Source organism: Thermanaerovibrio acidaminovorans DSM 6589, from assembly GCF_000024905.1.
GTDB lineage: Bacteria > Synergistota > Synergistia > Synergistales > Synergistaceae > Thermanaerovibrio > Thermanaerovibrio acidaminovorans.
This window is the reverse complement of the sequence record NC_013522.1, coordinates 1,279,264-1,302,503: the sequence shown is the minus strand read 5'-3', so window position 1 is coordinate 1,302,503 and position 23,240 is coordinate 1,279,264. Positions and strand designations below refer to the sequence as shown.

Sequence of the window (23,240 nt, the reverse complement as noted above, 5' to 3'; positions counted from 1 at the left end):
GCCCCAATGGAAGGGAGGAGATCCTTGTGAGTTTCAAACCCCGACGCAGGTGGGGGCTCGCCGCCTTCTGTCTGGCGGCGGTGTCCGCCTCCGCCGCCCTGTCCCTGGCGGCCTCCGAGAGGGCGGGGCTACTCTGGGGGAGCCTGTCGGAGGACGGGCTGGTTCCCCGAAGCGCCAGCGGGTTCGTGATGGTGGAGGTGGGATCCCCCACCCAGTCCAAGGCGGCGGAGGGGAGAGCCGACCGGTTCGGCGTGGGCCCCTTCGAGTCCCCCAGCCTGTCGGACGACGGGCTGGTGATAAGGGACGCCGATGAGGTCCGGGAGGAGAGGGAGGCGGCGGAGGCCAACAGGCCCTTCCAGCAGGTGACCGTCCAGGAGGGGGAGACCCTCTCCGCCATAGCCGCCAGGAGCGGCGTGTCCGTCAAGGACCTGGTGCGGGCCAACGAGATAAGGAACCCGGACTCCATCCAGGAGGGGCAGGTGCTCTTCGTCCCCTCCTCCCCGGAGACGGTCCTGGAGACCCTGGCCTACGTGAAGGAGCTGCATCGCAAGGAGGAGGAGGCCCAGAAGAACCCCCCGCGGGTCGGGGTGCGCTACTACACCGTGAAGGAGGGGGACTCCCTCTGGTCCATCGCCAACTCCTTCGGGCTGGACGTCAACACCCTCTTCGGGTCCAACCGGCTATCCGGGGAGCTCATAAGGCCCGGCAAATCGGTGAGGATCCCAAACCAGGACGGTATCTTCGTGAAGGTCAAGTCCGGGGACACGGTGGCCTCCCTGGCCCAGAAGTACGACGTCTACCCGGAGGCCATAAGGTCCGCCAACGGCCTTGACCTGGCAGCCAGGCTGACCGCCGGGGAGGAGATCTTCATCCCCGGGGCAAAGGTGGAGATAGACGAGGCCAAGTCCGCGTTGGTGGAGCGGCGCAGCGCCTCCGCCAGGATGATCTGGCCGGTGAACGGAAGGATAAACAGCCCCTTCGGCTGGAGGTCCGACCCATTCGGCGGCAGGAGGTCCTTCCACACCGGGCTTGACATAAAGGCCCCCCACGGGAGCGGCATAAGGGCCGCCATGTCCGGCGTGGTGGTCTACGCGGGCTGGATGAGCGGCTACGGCAAGACGGTGGTCATCCAGCACCAAAACGGCACCTCCACCCTCTACGCCCATTGTAGCGCCCTCACAGTCCCGGCGGGCCGCAGAGTCTCCCAAGGGGATATAATAGCCCGGGTGGGCAGCACCGGCCGATCCACCGGGGCGCACCTCCACTTCGAGGTCCGCGCGGAAGGGGTGCCGGTGAACCCCTTGAGGTCTCTCCGGTAGCCATCGGGGCTATTCGGGGGGTTCGACATTCGGATTAGATCGGGGGAGCGTGTTCAGAATGGCCAAATTCGTGTTCGTAACCGGCGGGGTTGTGTCCTCCCTTGGCAAGGGCATAACCGCCGCATCCCTTGGGGCCCTGCTCAAGCGGCGGGGGCTCAAGGTGTCCATAATCAAGCTGGATCCCTACATCAACGTGGATGCGGGGACCATGAACCCCTTCCAGCACGGGGAGGTGTTCGTCACCGACGACGGGGCGGAGACCGACCTGGACCTGGGACATTACGAGCGATTCATCGACGAGTCCCTGTCGGGGGCCAACAACGTCACCACCGGCAAGATCTACTCCTCGGTGATAAGGAAGGAGCGGGAGGGGCTCTACCTGGGGGCCACGGTCCAGGTGATCCCCCACATAACCAACGAGATCCAGGAGCGGGTCCTCAAGGTGGCGGAGAACCGGGACGTGGTGATCGCCGAGATAGGGGGCACCGTGGGGGACATAGAGGGTCTGCCCTTCCTTGAGTCGATCCGGCAGTTCGCCGGTCGGGTGGGCCGGGAGAACGTGCTCTACTGCCACGTGACCCTGATCCCCTACATAGGGGCCGCGGGGGAGCTGAAGACCAAGCCCACCCAGCACAGCGTCAACGAGCTCCGGCGCATAGGCATCCAGCCGGACGTTATAGTCTGCCGCAGTCAGTACCCCCTGGACCGGGACATAAGGGACAAGATAGCCCTCTTCTGCAACGTCCCCAAGGACTCGGTGGTGGAGGCCCTGGACGCGGACAGCATATACAAGGTCCCCATGGAGTTGCTCCGCCAGCGGTTCGACGAGCTGGTCCTCAGGAAGCTTGGGGTGGAGGGTTACGGTCCCCTGGACCTCACCGACTGGAACGCCTTCCTGGACGCCTCCGCCTCGGTCCAGCGGGAGGTGGAGATCGCCATGGTGGGCAAGTACACGGGCCTCAAGGACGCGTACCTGAGCGTGGTGGAGGCCCTGGGACACGCGGGCACCGCCAACGGCGTCCGGGTCAAGGTCCGGTCCGTGGAGGCGGAGGACGTGGAGGAGAAGGGTCCCGAGGCGGTCCTGGCGGGCGTGTCGGGTATCCTGGTCCCCGGCGGGTTCGGCTCCCGGGGCTTCGAGGGCAAGATCATGGCGGCCTCCTACGCCAGGACCAACGGGATCCCCTACCTGGGGCTCTGCCTTGGCATGCACGTGGCGGCGGTGGAGTTCGCCCGGAACGTGTTGGGCATAGCGGCGGCCCACAGCTCCGAGATGGACCCGGGCACGCCGAACCCGGTGATCCACCTGATGGAGGAGCAGCGCAACGTCTCCCGCCTTGGGGGCACCATGCGGCTTGGGGCCTACCCGTGCAGGCTCACCCCAGGCACCAGGGCCCAAGGGGCCTACGGGGCCGAGACGGTGATGGAGCGGCACCGGCACCGGTACGAGTTCAACAACGACTACCGGAAGCGGTTCGCCGAGGCGGGCATGACGGTGGCGGGCATATACGAGGAGAAGGACCTGGTGGAGATCCTGGAGCTCAGGGATCACCCCTGGTACGTGGGTGTCCAGTTCCACCCGGAGTTCCTCTCCCGGCCCACCAAGCCCCACCCGCTCTTCAAGGGCTTCGTGGCCGCCGCGCTGGGGCGTTAGATCCCTTGAACCCTATCTTTGGAGGTGAGATTCCATGGCCAGGATCTTCAGATCCCTTTGCCTAGCCCTGGTCCTGATGGGCACCGTGGCCGGTTTGGCCTTGGCCCAGGATGAGGCGGTCTCCACCGGCTTCACCCAGAGCCTGGAGCGGGTGGAGACGGTGCTTTACGGGGGACCCCAGGCGGGGGGCCTCTTCGAGCGGCTGGGTCGGGCGGAGAGGGACCTCTTTGGCCGGGAGCTGCCGGGTAGCCTGGTGGAGAGGCAGAACGCCCTGGTCCAGTTCCTGGACAGGGGGACCCAGGGCCAGCCGGGCTTCCTCTTCAAGCTTTCGGTGGCGGAGTGGGCCCTGTTCAAGAAGGTTAACTCCGAGAGGTTCGCCGCCTCCAGAATAGAGGCCCTGGAGCAGGTGCTGGAGGGGTCCATACAGCAGGGGCCCCTGGCCATGAGGCTGGAGCGGATGATAACCAGGCTCCTGCCCGGCGGCGTCCAGTCCGCCCTGGTGACCGTCCCGTCCGGCACGGTGATGAAGGTCACCCTGCTTCAGCCCCTCTCCGCCCGGGCCTCCAAGCCCTCGGACAGGGTCAAGCTGGAGCTGGCGGAGGACCTGGTGCTCAACAACGTGCTGGTGGCCCCCAAGGGGAGCCGGATCATGGCCCAGGTGGACAAGGTGGAGGGGCCCAGGAGCTTCGGACGCCCCTCGGAGGTGAAGCTGGCCTTCCAGCACCTGGAGACCGTGGGGGCCGAGAGGCTGCCGGTGGTGCTGGGGGAGAACGCCAAGCGGGCGGCGGACCTTGACCGGGGGACCATCGGGGCCGCCGGGGCCAGCGTGGCGGGGCTCGCCATCTTCGGACCCCTGGGGCTGGCGGGGGGCTTCCTGGTCCGGGGGGACGATAAGACCATACCGGCGGGGACCCAGTTCTACCTTGAGGCCGCCGGTGGTGCCGACACCCAGGTGTTCGGATATCCCGTAACCAACGAGATGATGCCGCTGGTGGGTGGATCCGGCGGCTCAGGAGGTGCGAAATGAAAATGAACGTTAGAAACCGCAAGCTGAAGAACCTGATCGTCACCGGGGCCCTTTTGACCGCCCTGGCCTTCCCTGCTTCGGCCTTCGACCTCTCCAGCCTCATAGGGGTGGTGGGTGGAGGCTTCCTGGTCTCCGCCGTGGCGGAGCCCCTCAACAAGTTCATAAACACCATCACCTTCAACAAGGGGCTGGAGAACCAGTCGGCCACCAAGGTGGTCCCCATAGTCTCCATCGGGGACGGCACCAGGATAGGCGCCGCCCAGGTCTCGGGGCCCAAGGGGGCCATCGACAGGACCAAGGCGGTGGCCCAGCTGGAGACCTCCTTCCAGGACAAGCTGCGGGTCAAGATCCTGGTCCCCATCGACTCCGAGAACCCCATCCAGCAGTTCCGCCGGGTCCAGGGGGTTGGCGTGTCGGCGGTCATAGACCTTAGGATATAGCCCCGGTGCGGGAGGGTTGCCCGTGTTCCGATCCCTGACCTTGCTCATGGCGGCCCTCCTGGCCCTCCCCTGGGCGGCCCTGGGGGCCCAGCCCCCGGAGGAGGCGCTGGCCCGGCAGCTCAACCGGTGGAGCGCCATAACCTGGGGGGAGGGTTGCGTGGTGTGGCTGGTCCACTACCCGGATGAGATGGTGGCCCCCTGGGCGGCCCTGGAGGCCAGGAGGGGCAGGGTTCGGCCCAAGGACCTCAAGGCCTACGAGAGGTCCTTTCGGGACAGCCTCAAGATGGACAGGTCCCGCCCGTTCCTGATGACCTTTCAGGTCTTCGGGGGCCCCCTGAAGCTCTCCCCCTTGAGGGACCACGTTGCCCTCCGGGCGGGGAACAGGACCTTCCGTCCCCTGGACTACGACCGGCGGCTGGACCAGCCCATGTCCGGCATAGTCCAGGGGCTGGTCTTCTTCCCCAGGGAGGCCAGGCCCCCCTTCGAGCTCACCGTGAAGGGCATACTCCCCTCGCCGGTGAGCCTCAAGCTCCCAACCGATGCGCCGGAGATGGGAGCGCCGGTGGTGAGGGCCCTTAAGGTCCAGGACGTGAAGCCCCAGCGGGCCCCCAAGGAGCAGGGCGGCAAGGAGGCCAAGGCCTCCCAGCCCGTGAAGCCCCAGTCCCCCAAGCCGGAGGCCCCCAAGGCCCCGCCGGAGAGGCCCCAGCCCACCAGGGCGGAGACCAAGCCCCAGGAGGCGCCGGAGACACCCAAGGTTGAGGTCCAGAGGCCCGAGGCCCCCAAGCCGGAGGCCCCCGAGAAACCCAAGGAGGATCCAAGGCGGGCCCGGGAGGAGGCGGTGAGGGCCTTCCTGGAGGCCTGGCGCAGGGAGGACGTGGACGCCGCCTACGGGATGCTCTCCTCCGCCGCCAAGAAGAGGACCGGCCGGAGGGAGTTCGGCGAGAGGCTCATGGGGCACCCCTTCCGGTGGGCCCTCAAGGAGGGCTACAAGGTGTCCATCACCGACCAGGGGGCCAAGGTTGCCGCCACCCAGCGGTTCCTGATGGTCCGTATGATCAAGGAGGAGCGGCTGAGGCTGGTGGAGGAGGGGGGGCGCTACCTGATTGACTGGTAGGATTGGTAGGATGAAGATCCTGTTGCCCCTGGCGGCCCTGCTGGCCGTGGGGGCCTTCTTCCTCTATAGGGACCTGTCCCTCCCCGAGAGGGCCAAGGAGGCGGGGACGTTGAGGTCCCTGCCGGACGTGGAGGCCCAGGGACTCTCCATCGACAGGACCATAAAGGGGGAGAGGTGGTTGATGGAGGCCCAACGGGCGGAGAAGTCCGGTGGCACCGTGAGGGTCTGGGACTTCCGGGTGAGGCGATCCTCGCCATCGGGGCGGCCGGTGATGGAACTGACCGCCCGGGAGGGGCTCTACGACGAGGATGGGACCTTCGTTAAGACCCTGGACTTCAGCGGCACCTTCCGCTCCGCCGGGAGGGACTACGTCTGCTCCGGTGGGGAGGCGGTCTACCACGTGGACCAGGACCGGTGGGATCTGGCCCGGGGTGTCAAGGTGAGCCGGGATGGGTTCACCGCCCAGGGGGATGGGGGCGTTATACACCGGGACGGACGGATCTCCCTCCGAGGCGGGATCCGGGTGACCTTGGAGGTGAGGTAGGTGTTCGTTCGTATCGTAAGGGGTTCCCTTGGGGCGTTTCTTCTGGCCGCCCTCTTCCTTCTGTGCCAGTCAATGCCCTCCTGGGCATATGAGGCGCGCCTCACCGCCGAGAGCCTGGAGGTGGACGAGCACAGCGGCCTGGCGGTGGCCCAGGGCAACGCGGTGCTGACCCACGGCCAGGTCAGGCTCTTGGCGGATAGGATAGAGTACCACCCCGACCGGGGCCTGGTGGAGGCCAGCTCCAGCGGGGGAGAGGTGACCCTCATATCCCAGGGCCGCCGCCTCCAGGGCCGCCACCTGAGGTATAACCTGGAGTCCCGCTCGGGGGTCCTGACCGGGGCCCACGGGGAGTCGGAGGGGGTCTTCGTCAGGGGATCCGACGTGGAGGTGATGACCGTCGCCGAGGCGGCATCAAGGGGGCTCACGTCCAAGAGGCTCAAGAGGGCCCAGGGGGATGAGCAGGCGGCCCTTTGGAGGGATGTGTCCGCCACCACCTGCGACCAGGAGAGGCCCCACTACGTCCTCAAGGCCCGGGAGCTGTTGGTGATACCCGGAAGGGGTACGGTGGTGAGGAGACCAAAGGTCTACCTGGGGGGGGCGCTTCTCTTCAGCTACCCCTTCGACTACGTGTTGAGGGATAGGAGTGGCCGGTCCCGGCAGGAGGACTCGTTCATGCCCTCCATCAAGTACGACTCCGACAAGGGGGTTGGGATCGGGGTCTCGGGCCCCCTCCTGTACGAGGATCTTCGGCTCTCACTTGGGGTGATCGGCTGGACTAGGGTGGACCCGGAGGGATGGGTGGACCTCCGGTGGGACCTGTGGAACCGGGGGTACCTGTTCGGCCTGCTCAACCGGGTCTACGACTCGGACTCGAAGGAGATGCTGTGGCGCCCCAGCTGGGGGGCCCGGTGGACCATGGGGCAGGTGGAGGGCTCAGTCACCTGGTCCCAGCGGGAGAGCTACAAGGTGGAGAAGAGCCTGGGCAGCACCACCACCTACTTCCGGTACCGGGAGCCGGAGGTGTCCCTCGCCGGGCCCTGGATGAGGATGGGGGACCTCATGGGGCGGCTCAGCGCCATGTACGGCCGCTACGAGGAGGGGCGCACCTCCTCCGAGCGGGCCTCCCTGGGCAGCGAGCTCCTATGGGCCCAGCGGGAAGGGGCCTTGAGGCCCAGGATCTACCTTTCCCACTGGCACCACGATTATTCGGGAGACGGGGGGTATCAGGCCGTAACCTACGGGGAGGCGGGGCTCGACTGGAGGCTAGGCTCCCTTGACATGTCCACCGTTTACGGCAGGAGGTGGGTCTTCGGCGGTTCCCCCATGGAGTGGGATCGGTACTCGGAGGCGGAGAGCCTGTACCAAACCGTGGGGTTCTACCTGGGGGATCCCGCGGGGGACTACAACTGGCGGGTATCCGTCCGGTGGGGGTACGATCTCAAAGCTTCAAGCCTGGCCCAGATGCTCTACTTGGTCTCCTACAAGCACCACTGCCTCACCTGGGACTTGATGGTGAAGGACAACCGGTCCGGCGGGGATCTTTGGTTTGGCGTCAACGTGAGGCTAAGCGATGCCCCCAGGAGCGGTTTCCAGGATGGTACCTACTATGAGCCTGTGGTGGACCAAGCGGATCAGATATATGGCGGGCTGGAGACCCAGTCTGCCTCGGAAGGCACCCCGGAGGACCCCTTCGGCGGCGGCGACTCTTCGGAAGGAAAGTGACGGATTTGAAGGTTCTGGTGGCTTATGGGGGCGACAGCCCCGAGCGGGAGGTGTCGCTCCGGTCCGGAGAGGCGGTAAAGGAGGCCCTGTCCTCCCTGGGCTGGACGGTGGAGGGGCTGGACGCGGACAGCCCCTTGAGGGTGGTGGAAAGGGCCCTCTCTGGGGCCTTCGACCTGGTCTTCGTGGCCCTTCACGGGGGCTGGGGGGAGGATGGGACGTTGCAGTGCCTGCTGGATACCCACCGGATACCCTACACGGGTCCCCGCTGGGGGGCCTGTATGGCCTGCATGGACAAGGAGATAACCCGGGGGGTCCTGCTGGCCCGGGGAGTGAGGGTGCCGGAGGGGATCCCCTTTGATGGCTCCATGGACCAGGGGGTGCTGTTGGAGCTGCTCCGGCGGTGGGGGAGGCTGGTGGTGAAGCCCTGTCGGTGCGGCAGCACCGTGGGGATCGGCATAGTGGACCACCCGTCCCGGCTGGACCGGGCCCTGGATGAGGCGTTCCGCTACGATCGTAGGCTGGTGGTGGAGCGCTTCATAGAGGGGAGGGAGCTTACCGTAGCGGTCTTCGACACTCCCGAAGGGCCGAAGGCCTTGCCAACGGTGGAGATAAGGCCCCGTAGCGGCTTCTACGACTACAGCAGCAAGTACACCAAGGGGATGACCGAGTACCTGTGTCCTGCCCCCCTATCGGAGCAGGAGGCGGAGGCGGTGGCCAGGGCGGCGGTTGAGGCCTACCGGGCCATGGGATGCTCGGTCTACTCCCGGGTGGACGTGAGGCTGGAGGAGGGGACCGGGGAACCAAGGGTGCTGGAGGTCAACACCGCTCCTGGCATGACCTCCACCAGCCTGGTGCCCAAGGCGGCCAATGCCTTCGGGTGGGACTTCCCGGAGATGCTTCGCCGCATATGCGAGGCCTCGCTGGCCCTTCAGCCCGGATCAGCTATACCTGATTAGCACGTAGGCGGCGGAGACCGCCAGGGTGGCGATGGTGACCACCGATCCGGTCTTCATGAAGCCCCTGAAGGTTATCTGGCAACCGCTCCTCTCCGCGTTGGCGGAGGCCCCAACCAGGGTCCCGTTGCCCCCCAGGCACGCCCCTAGAGCCAGGGACCACCAAAGCGGCTCGGGGGGGAAGCCCGTCAGGTGCGACACGTTCTTCACCATGGGGATCATGGCCGCCGCGTAGGGAACGTTGTCCAGTACTGAGGAGAGGAGCCCGGAGGCCCAGAGGATGGTCATGGAGAGGATATGCGGGCTTCCCCCCACGTGGCTCACCACCCCCTTGGCGGCCATCTCTATGACCCCCAGGTGGTCCACGGTGCCCACCAGCATGAAGAGGGCGGAGAAGAAGACCAGGGTGGTCCAGTCCACCTCGTGGGTTATGAGCTCCTCCACGTTCACCGGGCACGTTAGCATCGCCAGGGCGGCGCCGGTGAGGGCTATGGTGGCCGCCTCCAGGTGGAGAACCCCGTGGAGCAGGAAGGCGGCCAGCACCCCTCCCATTATGGCCAGCACCCGGGGGGTGAGCCGCCTGTCCAGCCTCTGGCGGGCATGGTTGAAGGAGGCTCCTCCCCTGGGCCGGTCCATCAGGTCCCTCCGGTAGATAACCACCACGATCCCCAGGGATAGGATGAGGCAAACAAGGCTCACCGGGGCCATGTTGAGGAGGAAGTCGTTGAAGGATAGCCGGGCGGCGGATCCGATCAGGATGTTGGGCGGATCCCCCACCAAGGTGGCGGTGCCACCTATGTTGGATGCGAAGATCATGGAGAGGGCGAAGGGCATGGGGTTCAGGTCCAGGGCGTCGCAGACCGCCAGCATTATGGGGCCCATGACCAGCACGGTGGTCACGTTGTCAAGCATGGCGGACAGGAGGGCGGTGAGGGAGGATAGCAGGACCAGCAGTCTCACCGGACTGCCGGCGCTCAAGGTTATGGCCCGGACCGCCGCCAGCTCCACCAGCCCGGTCTTCTTCACTATGCCCACCAGGATCATCATCCCCAGAAGGAGCCCTATGGTGTTGAAGTCGATGAACGAGAAGGCCTCCGACTGCTCCACCAATCCCATGATCAACATGGCGCAGATCCCCGCCATGGCGGCCGCCAGGCGATCCACCTTCTCGGAGATGATCAACCCGTAGGTACCTCCGAAGATCGCCAGGGCCACCAGCTGATCGCGTCCCATCAGTATCACCTTCATGTATTTAATTTGATGAACTCAACAAGGGAAAGCCCCCCCTTCACATAGGGAGGCTAATTTGATGCCCGTTTGTTCAGTTTAGGATACGGATATCCTCTCGATCCTGAGATGCCTGGTCCCCTTGGGGACCCGGACTATGACCTCCTCTCCCTCCGCCCGGCCGATTATGGCCTTGCCCACCGGGCTCTGGGCGGATATCCGGTTGGCCTTGGGGTCCGCCTCCTCGGAGCCCACCAGCACGTAGGTGTAGGTGTTGCCCGTGTCCAGGTCCCTCAGCTGCACCGTGGCCCCCAGGCTGACCGTGCTGGTGTCGATGTCCGAGGACTCCACCACCTTGGCCTTGCTGAGCTGGTACTCCAGCCACATGATCCGGCTCTCCAGCTTCTCCTGCTCCTCCTTGGCGGCGTGGTACTCCGCGTTCTCGCTCAAGTCACCGAAGGCCCGAGCTTCCTCCAGCTTGGAGGCTATCTCGGACCTTCCATCCCCCCTGAGGGAGGCCAACTCCTGCTTCAGCTTCTCGTAACCCTCCCGGGTCATTATCACCTGCTCTTCGCCGGAACGCTGCACAGCCATAAACCCTACCTCCAAGATAGAAAGAGTTCACCCATAAGGTCCGGGGCCCCCGGGGGCCCCATCAGATGTCGCAATATACCACAAGGAGCCGTCTTTTGAAAGGGGGCCTTCCCGTCCGTGGCGCCCACCATTTTCACCTGCACCCCCATTGACAAGGGGTCAAGCATATTGTATAAAACCTCCCAATTTAACCACCCATTGGCGTCATTCCAAAGGGTCTATAGCTAACGCGATGAAGGGAAGAGTACCGGATCGGCGGGATCACAGAGAGGGGGTCTCACGGGCTGAGAGGGCCCCCATCCAGGCCCCGGGAAGACCGTCCCGGAGCGGACGCCGAAACCCCCCCCGGGGGGATTAAGGCGTACGCGTTCCCGGCGATACCGGGATGGAGGGCCGGATCGGCTGATCCGGAACTGGAGTGGAACCGCGGCGACCCCGTCTCCTGATGACGGGGTCGCCTTGCGCATACATATAAGAGGAGGTGGCTTCATTGGGCATCCTTGGTCGTTACGGCGATTTCTTTCCCCTAACTCCCAGGACCCCCAGGCTGGACCTTGGGGAGGGCAGCACTCCCCTGGTCCCCCTGAGGGCCCTTGGGGAGGAGCTTGGGGTGGATCTCTGGGGCAAGTTCGAGGGGGCCAACCCCACCGGGTCATTCAAGGACCGGGGGATGGTCCTGGCGGTCTCCAAGGCCATGGAGGAGGGGGCCAGGGGGGTCATATGCGCCTCCACGGGGAACACCTCCGCCTCCGCCGCCGCCTACGCCGCCTGCGGGGGGCTGTCGTGCACGGTGTTGCTCCCCAGCGGCAACGTGGCCAAGGGCAAGGTGGCCCAGGCGCTCATATACGGGGCCACCGTGGCGGCGGTGAGGGGCAACTTCGACAGAGCCCTGGAGCTGGCCAGGGCCATGGCGGAGAGGCGGGGATACAGGATCGTGAACTCCGTGAACCCCTTTAGGCTCCGGGGGCAGATGTCCGGCGCCTTCGAGATCTGCGACCAGCTGGGGGACGCCCCGGACTGGCTGGCCATCCCGGTGGGCAACGCGGGCAACGTGACCGCCTACTGGGCCGGTTTCGTGGCCTACATGAGGCGCCGCCGGTCAAGCCGGGTGCCGGTCATGATGGGCTTCCAGGCCCAGGGGGCCTGCCCCATGGTGACCGGTCAGTTCACGGACCACCCGGAGACGGTGGCCACCGCCATAAGGATAGGAAGGCCGGTGAACGCCCGGAGGGCCCGCTGGGCGGTGATGATGAGCGGCGGGGCCTTCGAGGCGGTGGAGGACCGGGAGATCCTGAGGGCCCAGATGGACCTGGCCCGGTGTGGCCTCTTCGCGGAGCCCGCCTCCTGCACACCCCTAGCGGGGCTCCGCAAGCTGGCCCGGGAGGGGCGGCTACCCCGGGGGATCCGGGTGGTCATGGTGCTCACCGGCAACGGCCTGAAGGACGTGGAGACCCCATTGCGGTCCGCTGGATCGGTGGTGGAGTTGGAGGACTCCCTGGAGACCCTGGAGGGGGTGATCCCGTGAGGAGGCCCCTAATTTCCATCAAGGCCCCGGCCACCAGCGCGAACCTTGGGCCCGGGTTCGACGCGTTGGGCATGGCGCTGTCCCTGTACAACGTGTTCGACCTGATGGAGGAGTTGCCCCCCGGGCAGTTCAAGGTGGAGGTGATAGGGGAGGGGGCCCTGGAGGATCCGGTCCCGCCGGAGGAGAACCTGCTGATCAGGAGCTACCTTGGGGCCCTGGAGGCCCTGGGGGTGCCCCAGGGGGAGCGTCCAGGCCTGTGGGTTAGGTGCCACAACGCCATCCCCATGAGCCGGGGGCTCGGCAGCTCCGCCTCCGCGGTGGTGGCGGGGGTCCTCATGGGGGCGGAGCTGGCCCGGGCCAAGCCCTCGGAGGAGCTCCTGCTGGAGATCATGGTCTCCCTGGAGGGACATCCGGACAACGTGGTGCCCTGCTTAACCGGCGGCGTGGTGGTCAGCTGCGTCAGCGGTGGGGCGGTTAGGCACCTTAAGCTCCCCCAGCCCCCGGAGGACCTGCTGGCGGTGGTGGCGGTGCCGGACGTGAAGGTTAGTACCCAAGAGGCCCGGAGCGCCCTGCCCAGCCGGGTGGACTTCCACGACGCGGTCTTCAACGTGGGCCGGGCCGCCATGCTGGCCTCCGCCTGGGCCATGGGCAGGTACGACCTGCTCCGGCTCGGCATGGACGACCGGCTACATCAGCCCTACCGGGCCAAGCTATTCCCCGGTGGGGATCAGATAATGGAGCGGGTCTCGGACGTGCAGGGGTGCCTTGGGGTGGCCATAAGCGGCTCGGGCCCCAGCGTAATAGCCCTGGTGAAGGGCTCCCCCAGCCTGGTTGCCCAGGCCATGTGCGGCACCTTCCGGGAGAACGGGGTCAGGTCCAAGTTCTTCGTTCTCAGGTGCCCACCCAGGGGCGCCGAGGTCAGGCGGATAGGTGGGAGGTGAGGTCCATGGATCGGGGCCTTCCATTGACGGTGCTCAAGTTCGGAGGCAGCTCCGTGGCGGATCCCGCCAGGATGAGGGAGGTGGCCCGGCGGGTCAGGTCCGAGATGGACCGGGGCTTCCGGGTGGCGGTGGTGGTGTCCGCCATGGGGAAGACCACCGACCGGCTCATATCCCTGGCCCGGGACGTGAACGTCCGGTTAGACGGGAGGGAGCTGGATCAACTTTTGGCCACCGGGGAGCAGCAGAGCGCGGCCCTCTTGGCTCTGGCCCTCAAGGCGGAGGGGGTGATGGCCCAGTCCTTCACCGCCCCCCAGGCGGGGTTCAAGGCGGTGGGCTTTCCCATGGAGGGGAGGATCTACCGGGTGGACGCCCAGGAGGTGGAGGAGACCCTGGCAAACGGGGTGGTGCCGGTGGTGACCGGCTTCCAGGCGGTGACCGACCGGGGGGACCTGATAACCCTTGGGCGGGGGGGCTCGGACCTGTCCGCCGTGGCCCTGGCGGCGGCCCTGGGAGCCCACAGCTGCCAGATTCTCAAGGACGTGGCGGGGATAATGTCCGCGGACCCCAGGGTGGTAAGGGGGGCCAGGAAGCTGAAGGTCCTGAGCTACGAGGAGTGCATGGAGATGTCCGCCCTGGGGGCCAAGATGCTCCAGGCCAGGAGCGTGGAGATGGCCATGCGATATCAGGTGCCCCTTTACGTGGGGTCCAGCTTCACCGATGAAGAGGAGGGGACGTGGGTCATGTCGAACCCGGTTAGCGAGGGACTGGTGATAAGGGCGGTGGTGCACGACACCAACGTGGCCAAGATAACCGTGATAGGGGCACCGGACATGCCCGGCGTGGCGGCCCGGCTGTTCAGGAGCCTGGAGCGGCGGGGGATAGGGGCGGAGATGATCGTCCAGAACACCATGAGGGGGGGGCTGACGGACATGACGTTCCTGGTTAAGAAGTCCTCCCTGGACGACGCCATCGATGTGACCCAGGAGTTCTGCTCTCAGGTGGACGCCCAGGGGGTCAGCTTCGACTCCGAGGTGGCCCGGGTCTCGGTGGTGGGGGCCTGCATGGCCAACCACCCGGAGCTGCCGGTCAGGATGTTCGAGACCCTGGCGGAGGAGGGCATCAACATAGACATGATCTCCTCCAACGCCCTCTCGCTCACCTGCGTGCTGTCCGCGGACCGCTGCGAGGATGCGGTCCGGGCCCTGCACGAGGCCTTCGTGGAGGAGGCGTCCTTCTGATGCGGGTGGCGGTGCTTGGGGCCACCGGGCTCGTGGGGGGATGGATGCTCAGGGTGCTGGAGGGGAGCAGGCTTCCGGTGGAGAGGGTGATCCCCCTGGGATCCGAGAGGTCCGCGGGGAAGAGGGTCATCTTCAGGGGGGAGGAGATAGAGGTTTTCCCCGTGGAGGAGCGCCACTTCCACCGGGTGGACCTGGCCCTATTCTCCGCCGGATCCGGGCCCTCCAAGAGGTGGGTGCCGGTGGCGGCCTCAAGGGGGGCGGTGGTGGTGGACAACAGCTCCGCCTGGAGGATGGATCCCCAGGTCCCCCTGGTGGTCCCGGAGATCAACCCCCACCACCTGGGCAACCACCGGGGGATCGTGGCCAACCCCAACTGCGCCACCATCCAGGCCCTCATGACCCTCTATCCCCTTCACCGGCGATATGGCCTTCGGTACTTCTCCGCCGCCACTTACCAGTCCGTTTCGGGCACCGGCAAGCGGGCGGTGGAGGAGCTGAGGGCCGCCTCCCAGGCGTTCCTCCGGGGGGAGGATTTCTCTCCCTCGGTCTACCCCCGGGACGTGGCGTTCAACCTGCTCCCCCACATAGGCCCCTTCGACCGGGATGGAATATCCGAGGAGGAGTGGAAGATGGTGAGGGAGTCCAGGAAGATCCTGGACATGGAGGACCTCCGGGTGAGCGTCACCACCGTCCGGGTCCCCACCTTCAGCTGCCACGGGGAGGCCATAAGCGCCTCGTTCCAGGAGCCCGTGAATCCCCGGGAGGCCCGGGAACTGCTGGAGGCCTTCCCCGGCGTCCGGGTGGTGGATGACCCAGATGCGGCCCTCTACCCCACCCCCAGGGACGGGGCGGGCCTGGGGGACGTGCTGGTGGGCCGGATAAGGCCCGACACGGGGCTGGAGAACGGGCTCGCCATGTGGGTGGTGTCCGACAACCTACTCAAGGGGGCGGCGCTGAACGCGGTCCAGATCGCAGAGGCCCTCTTCGCCGGGTGATATCCGGTATCCCATGAATGGTAGAATAGGGGCGCCCCTCGGGGCGTCCTTTAAGTTTTGGGGAGGTAGATCGGATGAAGACCTTTCGTTTGGCCCTTGGGGTCCTTATCTGGGCGGCCATGGCCGCCGGGGCCCTGGCGGGGCAGGTTCAGCTCACCGCCCATCGGCTGGACTACGACCCCCGCACGGAGCGCTTCCGGGCGGAGGGGGATGTGGTGGTCCGGAAGGACCAGCTGGAGGCCCGGGGCTCCGTGGGGGAGGGGACCGTGGACGGCCATAGTTTCACCCTCCGGGGCGACGCGGTGGCGGTGTCCAGGAGGGACAACGTGACCGTAAGGGCCCAGACCATCCAGGTGAACTCCCTCAAGGGGGGCGGCTACTCCCTGTCGGCCCAGGGCAACGTCCGGGCCACCCGGGGGGACGAGACCATCACCTGCCAGAGCGCCCGCTGGGACTCGAGCGGGCGGAGCTACGTTCTGAAGGGGGCGATCAAGGGTACGTTCCTGGGTCGCCAGGTGGACGCGGACCAGGTCCAGCGGGAGGGGGCCTCCTTCTCGGGGGTGAACGTCCGGAGGTACGCGGACCTCAAGGGGGGCTTCGAGGTCTCCGCCCGGCGGGTGGATGGCACCCTGGGCCGGAACGACCAGGTGCTCTCCGCCACTGCGGAGGGGGACCTCACCTTCGTCACCCGGGACCGGGAGGGGAGGCGGACGGTCCTCACGGGAGATAGGGGGTCCTACTCCGTGGCGGACGACACCCTGACCGTATCGGGCTCCGCCAGGGCGGTTCAGGAGGGCGGCAGGACCATATCCGCCCAGCGTATGGTCTACCACATCGCCGCCCGGAGGCTGGAGGCCCAGGGGGCCATCCAGGTGACCTTCCCGGTGAGGGACGGGGGAAGCGAGGGGGAAAAGCGGTGAACGAGCCCCGGGTCGGGACGTTGAGCGTGGTCCAGGTGGCCAAGAGCTACCGGGGCCGGCGGGTGGTGGACCGGGTGTCCTTCCAGGTCCGCCGGGGCTCCGTCACCGGGCTTCTGGGGCCCAACGGGGCAGGGAAGAGCACCACCTTCTACATGACCGTGGGGCGCATAAGGCCCGACGAGGGGTCGGTGCTGATCGACCAGGAGGATGTGACCCACCTCCCCATGTATCAGCGGGCCCGGCGGGGGCTGGGCTACCTGCCCCAGGAGGCCTCCATCTTCAGGAACCTGACGGTGCGGGAGAACCTGGAGCTGGTGTTCCAGGAGCTGGGTTGGTCCCCGGGGGACTACCTGCCCCGGGTGGACCAGCTCCTGGAGGAGTTCGGCATAGGTCACATAGGGGACACCAAGGGCTACGCCCTTAGCGGCGGGGAGCGCCGGAGGGTGGAGATCGCCCGTTGCGTGGCCTTAAGGCCCTCGTTCCTCCTTCTGGACGAGCCCTTCAGCGGCATAGACCCCATAGCGGTCTACGACATCCAGCAGATGATCCTGGCCCTGAAGGAGAAGGGCTACGGGGTGCTCCTCACGGACCACAACGTCCGGGAGACCCTGAGCATAACCGACGAGACCTACCTTATCCACCAGGGCCGGGTGGTGGTCCACGGTACCCCCGATGAGGTGGCCCAGAGCGAGGTGGCCCGTAAGTTCTACCTGGGGGAGGGTTTCAGTTGGTGACCCAGCCTAACCGATCCCCCGGGGCGTCCATGTCCCGGATGGTGGGCAACGCCCTGAGGATGACGGTGGGGACCCTGGCGAGCCGGGTGTTGGGGCTGGTCCGGGAGATGATAACCGCCGCGGTCTTCGGCGCCACCCGCCAGCTGGACTCCTTCTACGTGGCCTATACCCTGGCCAACCTGGCGAGGCAGCTACTGGCCGAGGGGGCACTGTCCGCCGCATTCGTGCCGGTCTTCACCCGAGTTCTCAGGGACCGGGGGATGGACCGGGCGGCCCGCCTGGCCCGGCAGGCCTCAGCGGTGCTGATCGGATGCACCCTGGTGGCGGTGATCCTGGGGATCCTGTCCTCCGGCCAGCTGGTGTCCCTAATGGCCCCGGGCTTCTCCCCCGAGGAGCGGGCCCACACCGCCCGGGTCACCGCCGCCCTGTTCCCCTTCCTGTTCTTCATGTCCACCGCCGCCCTGGCCATGGGGGTGTTGAACAGCCTGGACAGGTTCTTCGTCCCCGCGGTGGCCCCCGCCCTGAGCAACCTGGTGTTCATCCTGTCGGTATGGGTCTGGTACCCCAAGGTGACCGTGTGGCATCTGGTGGCGGCGGTGATGATGGGTGGGGCATCCCAGATGGCCCTCCAGTGGGTCTGGAGCTATCGCTGCGGGGTGCCGCTGGCGCCGGAGCGGCCGGACCTGGAGGATCCGGACCTAAAGCGAATGCTCAAGCTGTTCCTTCCCTACGCGGCGGGGCTATCGCTGAACCAGCTGAACCCGGTCATAAGCCGGATGCTGGCGTCGTTCCTGGAGAGCGGCGCCATATCGGCGCTGAACTACGCGGACCGGGTCCTTCAGCTACCGCTTGGGCTCTTCGTGGTGGCCACCTCCCAGGCGGTGCTCCCCATGCTCTCCCGGATAGACCCGGAGGACGTGGCCTCCTTCCGGGACTTCCTGCGGGACGCCCTCCGGTTCAACCTGCTGGTGGTGCTTCCCGTGTCGGTGGGGCTTGTCCTCTTCGCCCGCCCCACGGTGCACCTTCTGTTCTACCGGGGGGCCTTTGGCCCGTGGGCCCTGGAGGCCACCTCCGGGGCCCTCAGGATGTACGGCCTGGGGCTGGTGTTCATGAGCTGCAACTCGGTGATAATGCGGGCCCTCTACGCCAGGGGCATGGCTCGGGCCGCCATGGGGGTAACGGGCGTTACGGTGGTGTCCAACCTGGTCCTGGGGGCGGTGCTCATGAGGTTCATGTCCTACTCGGGCCTGGCGCTTGGGACCTCCCTGGCCTTCCTCCTGGCGTCCATCGCCGGGGGGCTGGCCATATCCCGCCGGATGGGGCTCCCCCTGGGGCTATTGGACCTCCGGTGGGCTGTTAGGCAGGGCCTCCCCCTCCTGGCCCTTACGGTGACCCTCGGGGCCTACGGGGGCTTTCTAGGCTACCCTTACCAGGGGGGGGTTGGGGCCCGGGTTGGGTGGTTCGTCCTCTGCGGCGTCCTGGCGGTGGTGTCGTACTTCGGTTGCGCGGCCCTGGTGGGCCTTGAGGAGCTGCGGCTGCTTCGCCGCTCCGGAGGCAGAAGGGAGATGAGATAGGGTATGAGGAATCCTGGGGTGGGTTTGCGTTGGTTCGTGGCAGTGCTCTTGGCCCTACTGGTTGCTCCCTGCTCCTGGGCCATGGACGAGGAGCTGGAGCGGGTGCTTCAGTCCCAGGGGGTCCGGTTCCACGTGGAGGGGCAGGTGCTGGGGGACATGGTGATCGGGTCCCGGGGGACCGTGGAGGTGATCTGGGTCAACCGGCGCCTAGCGGAGGCCCTATCCAGGGCCCAGTTCCCGCCCCAGTGGCTGGTTGACCAGGTTCAGAAGCTGGACTCGGTACCCCGGGGGCACAGCCTCTTCGCGGTGGCGGTGAGGGCCAATAAGCCCTTCACGGTGGACCTTAACAGGCTCATAATAGGGGTCCCCCTCAGGAGAGAGCTCCTCCTCACCAGGGAGGACCGGATGCTCACCGAGCTCTCCTCCGGGGAGGAGAGCTTCTTCGGCGTCCTGGCGCCGGTGACGGTCAAGCCCGGGTCCTTCATCCCAGTGGGCTACGGGGAGGACAGGGCGGAGCTGAAGGTCTCCCGGTGAGGGCCGGGGGCGGACGGATCTATTTTCCGGAGGTGTTTGCTTTGCACGTCTATCGTTGTGTTGAGTGTGGCAGGAGGATCCAGTCGGATAAGCACCTTAGTTCCTGTCCCCACTGTCGGTGCAAGGTGCTGATCCACGAGTCGGGGGAGCGGCGCAAGTCCTGTTCCTGTGGCGGCTCCCGGTGCGGCACCTGCGGCAGTTGTTCCTGCGGATGACCATGGACTCCCCCTTTCTGGTCCTGGGGATCGAGAGCAGCTGTGATGACACCGCGGTGGCGGTACTGGAGGAGCCCAGGAGGATCCGGGCCTCGCTGGTGATGAGCCAGGTGGAGGACCACGCCCCTCACGGGGGGGTGGTCCCCGAGCTGGCCAGCCGCCGCCACCAGGAGGCCATCATGGGGCTGGTGCGCAGGTGTCTGTGGCAGGCGGGGGTCTCCAACCCCATGAGGCAGCTGTCCCTCATAGCGGTTACCGCCGGGCCGGGCCTCATGGGCTCCCTGCTGGTGGGGGTTATGGCCGCCAAGGGACTGTCCCAGGGTTGGGAGGTGCCCATCATGGGGGTGAACCACATGGAGGGGCACCTCTTCGCCAACGTGCTGGCCCACCCGGATCTCAAGCCCCCGTTCCTGTGCCTCATTGTGTCCGGGGGCCACACGGAGGTTCACCTGGTCAGGTCCTTCGGGGACTACCGGCTGCTGGGGGCCACCCGGGACGACGCGGTGGGGGAGGCCTACGACAAGGTGGCCAAGATGCTTGGGCTGGGGTACCCCGGTGGGCCGGTGATCGACCGCCTGGCCCGGGAGGGGGACCCGGACAGGTACCAGTTGCCGGTGCCCTTCAAGGGGAGCTCCCAGGTGGAGTTCAGCTTCAGCGGTCTCAAGACCGCGGTGCTCTGGCTGGTGCGTCGGGAGGGGGAGGCCCTTTCGGTGCCGGACCTTTGCGCCTCCTTTCAGAGGGCGGCGGTGGAGTCCCTGGTGTCCAAGGTGAAGCTGGCCATGAACCAGACCGGGGTCCGGACCGTGGCGGTGTCCGGGGGCGTGGCGGCCAACCGGGAGCTTCGCCGGAGGCTGGAGGACCTGGCGGGCTCCTCCGGCGGGAGGGTCCGGGTCTACCTGCCCCCCCTGGAGCTGTGTACCGACAACGCCGCCATGGTGGCCGCCGCTGGTCTTTGGGCCTACCGGCGTGGTGTCAGGGACGACCTCAGCTTCCGGGCGGACCCCTCCTGGGAGTTGAGCCGCTAAGTCAAAAAACATCAAAAAACAGAGCTTTGGCCGGTTAGGGCGGGTTATATCCGCTCTAACCGGTTTTATTTGGCGCTGATCGTTCTTGAGATGTGGGCCCCCATTGAATAGACTTTCACCTGCAAGGTTTAGCACTCGGCACATGGGAGTGCTAACACGGAACCGGGGAGCCCCGGTCCGGGATGAGGCAAAACCAAACTCCAAGGAGGAGGGATTTAGATGCAGCTTAGGCCTCTTGGCGACCGTCTGGTGGTGAAGGCGGTGGAGAAGGAGGAGATGACCAAGGGGGGCATAGTGCTTCCCGACACCGTCAAGGAGAAGCCCGTGGAGGGCGAGGTTGTGGCGGTGGGCACCGGCAGGGTTCTGGATAACGGCCAGCGCCTTCCCATGGAGGTCAAGGTGGGCAACCGGGTGATCTACAGCAAGTACTCCGGCACGGAGGTCAAGTTCGACGGCCAGGAGTACCTGATCCTGAGCGAGCGGGACGTGCTCGCCATCGTTGAGAAGTAAGCGAATCCCAAACCAGGTTTCAGGATAGAAGGAGGGCGAGTCTAGAATGCCGAAGGTTCTGCTTTTCAGGGAGGAGGCCCGCAGGGCCCTTGAGCGGGGCGTCAACAAGGTGGCGGACACGGTGGGCGTGACCCTTGGTCCCAAGGGCCGCAACGTGGTTCTGGAGAAGAAGTTCGGCTCCCCCACCATAACCAACGACGGGGTCACCATAGCCAAGGAGATAGAGCTGGAGGATCCGTTTGAGAATATGGGGGCCCAGCTCCTCAAGGAGGTGGCCTCCAAGACCAACGACGTGGCTGGTGACGGTACCACCACCGCCACCGTGCTTGCCCGGGCCATGATCCGGGAGGGCCTCAAGAACGTGGCCGCCGGCGCCAACGGCATGCTGCTCCGCCGGGGCATCGAGAAGGCGGTTGACGTGGTGGTGGAGGAGCTCAAGAAGCAGGCCATCCCCGTTAAGGAGCACTCCAAGATCGCCCAGGTGGCCTCCATCTCCGCCAACGACAAGAGGATCGGTGAGCTCATCGCCGAGGCCATGGACAAGGTCACCGAGGACGGGGTCATCACCGTGGAGGACAGCCAGACGGTGGGTACCACCCTTGAGATGGTGGAGGGCCTCCAGTTCGACAAGGGCTACGTGAGCCCCTACATGATCACCAACCCGGAGAGGATGGAGGCGGTCCTGGAGGACGCCTACATCCTGGTCCACGACGGCAAGATCAGCAACGTCAAAGACCTGCTCCCCATCCTGGAGAAGGTGGTCCAGACCGGCAAGCCTCTGCTGATCATCGCTGAGGACGTGGAGGGCGAGGCCCTGGCCACCCTGGTGGTCAACAAGCTCCGGGGCATCTTGCAGGTTGTGGCCGTCAAGGCCCCCGGCTTCGGCGAGAGGCGGAAGGCCATGCTCCAGGACATAGCCATCGTCACCGGCGCCAAGGTGATCAGTGAGGAGATCGGCATAAAGCTGGAGAACGCGGACATCTCCATGCTGGGCCGGGCCAAGAAGGTCCGGGTGGCCAAGGAGGAGACCACCATCGTGGAGGGCGCCGGGGATCCCCAGGCCATAAAGGACCGGGCCGCCCAGATCCGCAAGGAGCTGGAGGACTCCACCTCCGAGTACGACAAGGAGAAGCTCCAGGAGCGGCTCGCCAAGCTGGTGGGCGGCGTGGCGGTCATCCAGGTTGGCGCCGCCACTGAGACGGAGCAGAAGGAGCTCAAGCACCGCATCGAGGACGCCCTCAACGCCACCAGGGCGGCGGTGGAGGAGGGCATCGTCCCCGGCGGTGGCGTGGCCCTGGTCTCCTGCGCCAACGTGCTGGACGAGTTCATCTCCAAGCTGGAGGGGGACGAGAAGACCGGCGCCTCCATCGTGCGGAAGGCCCTCACCGAGCCCCTCCACCTGATAGCCACCAATGCGGGCCTGCAGGGCGACGTGGTGGTGGAGCGGGTCCGGGACCTCAAGAAGGGCCAGGGGCTCGACGCCTCCACCGGCGAGTACGTGGACATGATCGAGTCCGGGATCATCGACCCCGTGAAGGTCACCCGGAGCGCGGTCCAGAACGCGGGCTCCATCGCCGCCATGATCCTCACCACCGAGGTGCTGGTGGCGGACAAGCCGGAGAAGAAGTCCGACATGCCCAAGATGCCCGGCGGCATGGACGACTACGACTAATCCTGACCGGATCGAACCGATCCATCACCGGGGCGGGGGAATCTCCCCCGCCCCGGTTTCGTTTACCATAGCACCTGTCCTGGACTATCATTCCACCCAAGACCCGATGCTTGAACCGGGATCTGCCAAATTACGAGGTAATGGGTGAAGCCCGTGAACCATCCCATCCAGTGCCCTCCCTCCCGGTTGCCCTGATGGCCCTGCTGGTGACCTGCTCCACCGCTGATCCGCCTGCCGAATGTGGCGCCTAAAGTGATCCCAATCGGTGCCTTCCTCCTGGTTTCTAACCCCATGGCCTTCCACGCCATCGCAGGGCGTTTGGGAGGAGGACCCGGGCGGGTGCGATCCCATGACCTATCCGGTGATGCTTATCCTCTGCGCCCTGGTGGTCCTGACCGCCCTCACCGATGACCTCCTGGGCTCCCTGGTGTCCCTGTCGGTCCTGGGGGGCTCATAGCCGCCCTCCTTAGCCACCGCCTTCATCCTCCTCTGGGTGGTCTACGGCTCGGGCTTCAAGGGGGTCAGCATATTCAAGGCTCGCAAGGAGGCGTTGGCGGTCATGGGGGCCTTGTGGGGGTCGTGGCCCTGGGCCTTGGGGGCCTGATATGGGGGGAGGCTTCCTGGCGAACCTGTGGGGCCACTTCTCGAAGAGGCCGCCCTGGATCCGGGGACCTAAGTGGAAGCGGTGCTGGGAGGATGCCGGTGATGGCCCCCGTGCTCCGATCCACTAGCCCTTGGCCTAAGGGGGCTCCTGTGGCATACTCTT

At 66.3% G+C, this 23,240-nt stretch carries 22 protein-coding genes; 20 read left to right on the top strand and 2 right to left on the bottom strand.

What is annotated here, in order from left to right; translation table 11 throughout:
• Positions 1-26: 26 nt before the first annotated feature.
• The 8 genes from TACI_RS06435 to TACI_RS06400 are packed head-to-tail and all read left to right on the top strand — an operon-like array spanning position 27 to position 8,773.
• Positions 27-1,319, top strand: a complete 1,293-nt coding sequence (locus tag TACI_RS06435; RefSeq protein WP_012869993.1) for a LysM peptidoglycan-binding domain-containing M23 family metallopeptidase — start codon at positions 27-29, stop codon at positions 1,317-1,319.
• 58 nt (positions 1,320-1,377) lie between these two features.
• Positions 1,378-2,970, top strand: a complete 1,593-nt coding sequence (locus TACI_RS06430) for a CTP synthase (RefSeq protein ID WP_012869992.1) — start codon at positions 1,378-1,380, stop codon at positions 2,968-2,970.
• A gap of 34 nt (positions 2,971-3,004) precedes the next feature.
• On the top strand, positions 3,005-3,997 hold the full coding sequence (locus TACI_RS06425; RefSeq protein ID WP_012869991.1) for a hypothetical protein: 993 nt from the start codon (positions 3,005-3,007) through the stop codon (positions 3,995-3,997).
• Positions 3,994-4,437, top strand: coding sequence for a hypothetical protein (locus TACI_RS06420; RefSeq protein WP_012869990.1), 444 nt, complete (start codon positions 3,994-3,996; stop codon positions 4,435-4,437). Before TACI_RS06425 ends, TACI_RS06420 begins: the two co-directional genes overlap by 4 nt.
• Positions 4,438-4,459: 22 nt before the next feature.
• Positions 4,460-5,551, top strand: a complete 1,092-nt coding sequence (locus tag TACI_RS06415) for a hypothetical protein (RefSeq protein WP_012869989.1) — start codon at positions 4,460-4,462, stop codon at positions 5,549-5,551.
• Complete coding sequence (locus tag TACI_RS06410; protein ID WP_012869988.1) at positions 5,541-6,095, top strand: hypothetical protein; 555 nt, start codon at positions 5,541-5,543, stop codon at positions 6,093-6,095. Before TACI_RS06415 ends, TACI_RS06410 begins: the two co-directional genes overlap by 11 nt.
• Complete coding sequence (locus tag TACI_RS06405; RefSeq protein WP_012869987.1) at positions 6,096-7,817, top strand: LPS-assembly protein LptD; 1,722 nt, start codon at positions 6,096-6,098, stop codon at positions 7,815-7,817. It abuts the gene before it with no gap.
• Positions 7,818-7,822: 5 nt separating this feature from the next.
• Positions 7,823-8,773: a D-alanine--D-alanine ligase family protein gene (locus TACI_RS06400; RefSeq protein ID WP_012869986.1), complete on the top strand. Its 951-nt coding sequence runs from the start codon at positions 7,823-7,825 to the stop codon at positions 8,771-8,773.
• Here the strand turns inward: TACI_RS06400 and TACI_RS06395 are convergent.
• Positions 8,756-10,018, bottom strand: coding sequence for an ArsB/NhaD family transporter (locus TACI_RS06395; RefSeq protein WP_242601082.1), 1,263 nt, complete (start codon positions 10,016-10,018; stop codon positions 8,756-8,758). The two genes, TACI_RS06400 and TACI_RS06395, sit on opposite strands and share 18 nt — an antisense overlap.
• A 78-nt stretch (positions 10,019-10,096) precedes the next feature.
• Complete coding sequence (gene greA, locus TACI_RS06390) at positions 10,097-10,591, bottom strand: transcription elongation factor GreA (RefSeq protein ID WP_012869984.1); 495 nt, start codon at positions 10,589-10,591, stop codon at positions 10,097-10,099.
• Positions 10,592-11,081: 490 nt separating this feature from the next.
• Here greA and thrC point away from each other — a divergent pair, with 490 nt between their 5' ends.
• From thrC to groL, 12 genes are all read left to right on the top strand, one after another.
• Positions 11,082-12,116 carry a threonine synthase gene (gene thrC, locus TACI_RS06385; RefSeq protein ID WP_012869983.1) on the top strand — a complete coding sequence of 345 codons (1,035 nt, stop codon included), beginning with the start codon at positions 11,082-11,084 and terminating at the stop codon, positions 12,114-12,116.
• The gene (gene thrB / locus TACI_RS06380) at positions 12,113-13,057 is read left to right on the top strand and encodes a homoserine kinase (protein WP_012869982.1); all 945 of its coding nucleotides are present in this window, start codon (positions 12,113-12,115) and stop codon (positions 13,055-13,057) included. Before thrC ends, thrB begins: the two co-directional genes overlap by 4 nt.
• A 5-nt stretch (positions 13,058-13,062) precedes the next feature.
• Positions 13,063-14,295: an aspartate kinase gene (locus TACI_RS06375; RefSeq protein WP_012869981.1), complete on the top strand. Its 1,233-nt coding sequence runs from the start codon at positions 13,063-13,065 to the stop codon at positions 14,293-14,295.
• On the top strand, positions 14,295-15,290 hold the full coding sequence (locus tag TACI_RS06370) for an aspartate-semialdehyde dehydrogenase (protein ID WP_012869980.1): 996 nt from the start codon (positions 14,295-14,297) through the stop codon (positions 15,288-15,290). Before TACI_RS06375 ends, TACI_RS06370 begins: the two co-directional genes overlap by 1 nt.
• Positions 15,291-15,364: 74 nt before the next feature.
• The gene (locus TACI_RS06365; RefSeq protein WP_012869979.1) at positions 15,365-16,210 is read left to right on the top strand and encodes an LptA/OstA family protein; all 846 of its coding nucleotides are present in this window, start codon (positions 15,365-15,367) and stop codon (positions 16,208-16,210) included.
• On the top strand, positions 16,207-16,944 hold the full coding sequence (lptB, locus tag TACI_RS06360) for an LPS export ABC transporter ATP-binding protein (RefSeq protein WP_012869978.1): 738 nt from the start codon (positions 16,207-16,209) through the stop codon (positions 16,942-16,944). The genes TACI_RS06365 and lptB overlap by 4 nt, the downstream gene beginning before the upstream one ends.
• Complete coding sequence (gene murJ, locus TACI_RS06355) at positions 16,941-18,518, top strand: murein biosynthesis integral membrane protein MurJ (RefSeq protein WP_242601081.1); 1,578 nt, start codon at positions 16,941-16,943, stop codon at positions 18,516-18,518. Before lptB ends, murJ begins: the two co-directional genes overlap by 4 nt.
• A gap of 18 nt (positions 18,519-18,536) precedes the next feature.
• A complete protein-coding gene (locus TACI_RS06350; RefSeq protein WP_242601080.1) occupies positions 18,537-19,052 on the top strand; it encodes a hypothetical protein in 516 nt (171 codons plus the stop codon).
• Between the two features lie 32 nt (positions 19,053-19,084).
• The gene (locus TACI_RS09145) at positions 19,085-19,267 is read left to right on the top strand and encodes a hypothetical protein (RefSeq protein WP_165442276.1); all 183 of its coding nucleotides are present in this window, start codon (positions 19,085-19,087) and stop codon (positions 19,265-19,267) included.
• On the top strand, positions 19,264-20,292 hold the full coding sequence (gene tsaD / locus TACI_RS06345; protein ID WP_012869975.1) for a tRNA (adenosine(37)-N6)-threonylcarbamoyltransferase complex transferase subunit TsaD: 1,029 nt from the start codon (positions 19,264-19,266) through the stop codon (positions 20,290-20,292). The genes TACI_RS09145 and tsaD overlap by 4 nt, the downstream gene beginning before the upstream one ends.
• A gap of 219 nt (positions 20,293-20,511) precedes the next feature.
• Positions 20,512-20,802: a co-chaperone GroES gene (gene groES, locus TACI_RS06340; protein ID WP_006583188.1), complete on the top strand. Its 291-nt coding sequence runs from the start codon at positions 20,512-20,514 to the stop codon at positions 20,800-20,802.
• A 46-nt stretch (positions 20,803-20,848) separates the two neighbouring features.
• The gene (gene groL / locus TACI_RS06335) at positions 20,849-22,474 is read left to right on the top strand and encodes a chaperonin GroEL (RefSeq protein WP_012869974.1); all 1,626 of its coding nucleotides are present in this window, start codon (positions 20,849-20,851) and stop codon (positions 22,472-22,474) included.
• Positions 22,475-23,240 lie beyond the last annotated feature (766 nt).

Excerpts from the sequence above, each read along its gene's own strand:
- tsaD (WP_012869975.1), top strand. The coding sequence starts at position 19,264 with ATGACCATGGACTCCCCCTTTCTGGTCCTGGGGATCGAGAGCAGCTGT.
- TACI_RS06430 (WP_012869992.1), top strand. The coding sequence starts at position 1,378 with ATGGCCAAATTCGTGTTCGTAACCGGCGGGGTTGTGTCCTCCCTTGGC.
- TACI_RS06365 (WP_012869979.1), top strand. The coding sequence starts at position 15,365 with ATGAAGACCTTTCGTTTGGCCCTTGGGGTCCTTATCTGGGCGGCCATG.
- groL (WP_012869974.1), top strand. The coding sequence starts at position 20,849 with ATGCCGAAGGTTCTGCTTTTCAGGGAGGAGGCCCGCAGGGCCCTTGAG.
- groES (WP_006583188.1), top strand. The coding sequence starts at position 20,512 with ATGCAGCTTAGGCCTCTTGGCGACCGTCTGGTGGTGAAGGCGGTGGAG.
- TACI_RS06420 (WP_012869990.1), top strand. The coding sequence starts at position 3,994 with ATGAAAATGAACGTTAGAAACCGCAAGCTGAAGAACCTGATCGTCACC.
- TACI_RS06370 (WP_012869980.1), top strand. The coding sequence starts at position 14,295 with ATGCGGGTGGCGGTGCTTGGGGCCACCGGGCTCGTGGGGGGATGGATG.
- TACI_RS06395 (WP_242601082.1), bottom strand. The coding sequence starts at position 10,018 with ATGAAGGTGATACTGATGGGACGCGATCAGCTGGTGGCCCTGGCGATC.
- TACI_RS06375 (WP_012869981.1), top strand. The coding sequence starts at position 13,063 with ATGGATCGGGGCCTTCCATTGACGGTGCTCAAGTTCGGAGGCAGCTCC.
- greA (WP_012869984.1), bottom strand. The coding sequence starts at position 10,591 with ATGGCTGTGCAGCGTTCCGGCGAAGAGCAGGTGATAATGACCCGGGAG.
- TACI_RS06425 (WP_012869991.1), top strand. The coding sequence starts at position 3,005 with ATGGCCAGGATCTTCAGATCCCTTTGCCTAGCCCTGGTCCTGATGGGC.